The following is a 2,541-nucleotide window of genomic DNA, read 5'->3' as shown; positions in this document are numbered from 1 at the left end:
GGAGAGGCAATAGTCCTCTGTAATGATAGCTTAAAGAAAAACTTCAGATATAATATGAAACAAAAGGGTGCTCTTATGGCCAAGGGAAGAATACTTGGTATACAGTTTTCAGAGCTATTTAGAAATGACCTGTTTTTCTCTCTGGGGAAACACGCCAACTTTATGGCGTCTAAGCTCGGATCATCCATAGAGAAGCTGGGGTATGATTTTCTTACGGAAACAGAATCCAATCAGATATTTCCCATATTCCCGACAGAAGTAGTGGAGAAACTCACTGAAAAATATGGCTTTTATATATGGCACAATATCGATGATGAAATGTCTGCTGTGAGACTGGTTACCTCCTGGGCTACAAAAGAAGAGATAGTAGACCGATTCCTGTCAGACCTTGAAAAATTCACTGAGCACAAATAAATCCTTTAAATAATATAAAACTCATCTAGAAAAAGGGCTAATGTGATTAGAGAACAATTATAAAAAGAGACATATAAGGGCAAGCCCATATGTCTCTTTTTTATTTGTCATAAAATCTGACTATCTACTTAATGGGAATCAAAAGATAAAAAACTGATTCCGGGTTATCCATACCTCTATACGACTCGTCGTACAATTCCAAAGAATTTATCCCTCTTTCCATATCAGGGATTAAAGTACCTGCAGTCATAGAGAATGTAAAAACATTATTATAAAATTTTTCAACTGCTTCAGAATTCATGATTCCCTTGAATTTAAATTTTGCATATTTTCCCCCGGGGATTATAGTGTTTTGCATGTTAAAATCCCTTAATACCGGAGTACCTTCTTTTAAACAAGCCATATAATCAAATTCTTGAGTATCCATTTTAAAATTTTTAGATATTCCAAAGGCAACACCACATTTTTTATAGTCCACCGATTCCATAAGAGCTTTCCAAATATCATTGAATATTGTGTTTTCTGTTTTGTTTTCTTTAGTAATGTGCTTTTCAATTCCAAAACACCTTATTGATTTAAGCTCAGTTATTTCATATTCCATTTTTACCTCCTATTTTGCTCTGATATATTACCATTAAAAATCCTAGCCTTAAGAGGATGGTTTTAAAATTTTCTGAAGAATAGACCAATAAAAAAGCCAGGGGAAATATTAAACCCCAGCCTTTTGCTGCTGTAATTTAGATATTCCCTTTTGATATTTTTTTATTTTCCAGTACTTCTCTTAAAATATTAGGTATTTTAGCAAGTTTTTTACTGCTATAGTCAAAGGACCCGAGAGTTACATTCCCGGTCAATACAGTGAAACCGTCCTGGTTAGTAACTTCATGTGCAAGTACGAAATAACTTCCTTTGATATCTGAAGGATAAATGCTAACGTCTAGGACATCCCCTAATGAAACCTCCTTGAGGTATTCTACATTAGCCCTCCTCTGGATTAGGCCCCTGCCTTCACCTATGTCCATTTCTGAAAGCCCCAGGGTCTTCAGCCACTCTATCCTTGCCTGTTGAAAAGCCAATAAAGCTCTTTCATTTCCCATATGTCCGCCGTAGTTTATATCGGATATCCTCACTTGATATTTACTTATAAACATGTTCCTCCCCTAAGTCTGTAAAATTTCTATTTCGTTGATTATATCTGCAGTATACCTCGAGTTTTGGCTGTTTTCCATAAATTAATAATAAAATCTATTCCTAAACTCTGAAGAAAATAATTTATCTTTATTATACTATAAAATGATCCTTAAAAAAAACTATAAGTATGAACACTACACTAAGATCTTTGTTAAAATATAAATTTAAGTTTTAATTTCTGACAAGAAAGAAATATCATTTTTTTTTGTATGAAATGGATCAGAAAGAATTGAAAATAATGAGGTGGTTTAATGTGAATAAAAATAGAAGAAGCAATGAAGTTCAGAAAAAAATACCATTGAGGGTGGCTTTGATTTCTCCCATAGCGTGGAGAACCCCTCCAAGGCACTATGGCCCTTGGGAAAGTGTTGTTTCCTTACTCTGTGAGGGTTTAGTAAAAAGAGGAGTGGATGTAACACTATTTGCAACAGGAGAATCTACAACAGAAGGGAAATTGAGATCAGTTTGTCAGGTGGGATATGAAGAGGATAAAAATATAGACCCTAAAGTCTGGGAAAGTCTGCATATAGCCAATGTGTTTCAGAGCGCCGATGAATTTGATATTATACATAATAATTTTGATTTTCTTCCTTTGACATATAGCGGATTAGTAGATACACCGGTACTTACTACAATACACGGATTTTCCTCTGAAAAAATACTTCCTGTGTATGAAAAGTACAATGAGAGTACCTACTATGTTTCAATAAGCAATTCAGATCGAAATAGTGGTCTGAATTATATAAATACGATATATCACGGAATAGATCTAAATCAATTTACATACAGAGATTTACCGGAAGATTATCTGTTGTTTTTTGGAAGACTACACAGAGATAAAGGTCCAAAGGAAGCTATCGAGATTGCCAAAAGATCCAATAAAAAACTTATCATGGCAGGAATTATCCAAGATGAAGGGTATTTTAAATATGAGGT

Annotated in this window: 3 protein-coding genes and 1 pseudogene; 2 read left to right on the top strand and 2 right to left on the bottom strand. The window is 34.2% G+C overall.

Annotation, left to right across the window (positions count from 1 at the left end):
* Positions 1–414: pseudogene (locus tag ABZA26_RS12425) on the top strand (threonine aldolase); the annotation flags it as partial.
* 124 nt (positions 415–538) lie between these two features.
* Here the strand turns inward: ABZA26_RS12425 and ABZA26_RS12420 are convergent.
* Both ABZA26_RS12420 and ABZA26_RS12415 read right to left on the bottom strand, forming a co-directional pair.
* Positions 539–1,015 (bottom strand): GyrI-like domain-containing protein, encoded by a 477-nt coding sequence (locus ABZA26_RS12420; protein ID WP_372714831.1) that lies wholly within the window; start codon positions 1,013–1,015, stop codon positions 539–541.
* Between the two features lie 136 nt (positions 1,016–1,151).
* Positions 1,152–1,565 (bottom strand): acyl-CoA thioesterase, encoded by a 414-nt coding sequence (locus ABZA26_RS12415; protein ID WP_372714830.1) that lies wholly within the window; start codon positions 1,563–1,565, stop codon positions 1,152–1,154.
* A 293-nt stretch (positions 1,566–1,858) separates the two neighbouring features.
* Between ABZA26_RS12415 and ABZA26_RS12410 the strand changes: the two genes are divergently transcribed.
* Positions 1,859–2,541: glycosyltransferase (locus ABZA26_RS12410; RefSeq protein ID WP_372714829.1), on the top strand; the 683-nt coding region annotated here is incomplete at its 3' end.

Origin of the sequence: Ilyobacter sp. (genome assembly GCF_041583315.1) — a bacterium.
In the GTDB taxonomy this organism is placed as follows: domain Bacteria; phylum Fusobacteriota; class Fusobacteriia; order Fusobacteriales; family Fusobacteriaceae; genus Ilyobacter.
This window is presented reverse-complemented; position numbering and strand designations above follow the sequence as displayed.

What these genes read in the sequence shown, in the direction of transcription:
- ABZA26_RS12420 (WP_372714831.1), bottom strand. Translation starts at nt 1,015, where the DNA reads ATGGAATATGAAATAACTGAGCTTAAATCAATAAGGTGTTTTGGAATT.
- ABZA26_RS12415 (WP_372714830.1), bottom strand. Translation starts at nt 1,565, where the DNA reads ATGTTTATAAGTAAATATCAAGTGAGGATATCCGATATAAACTACGGC.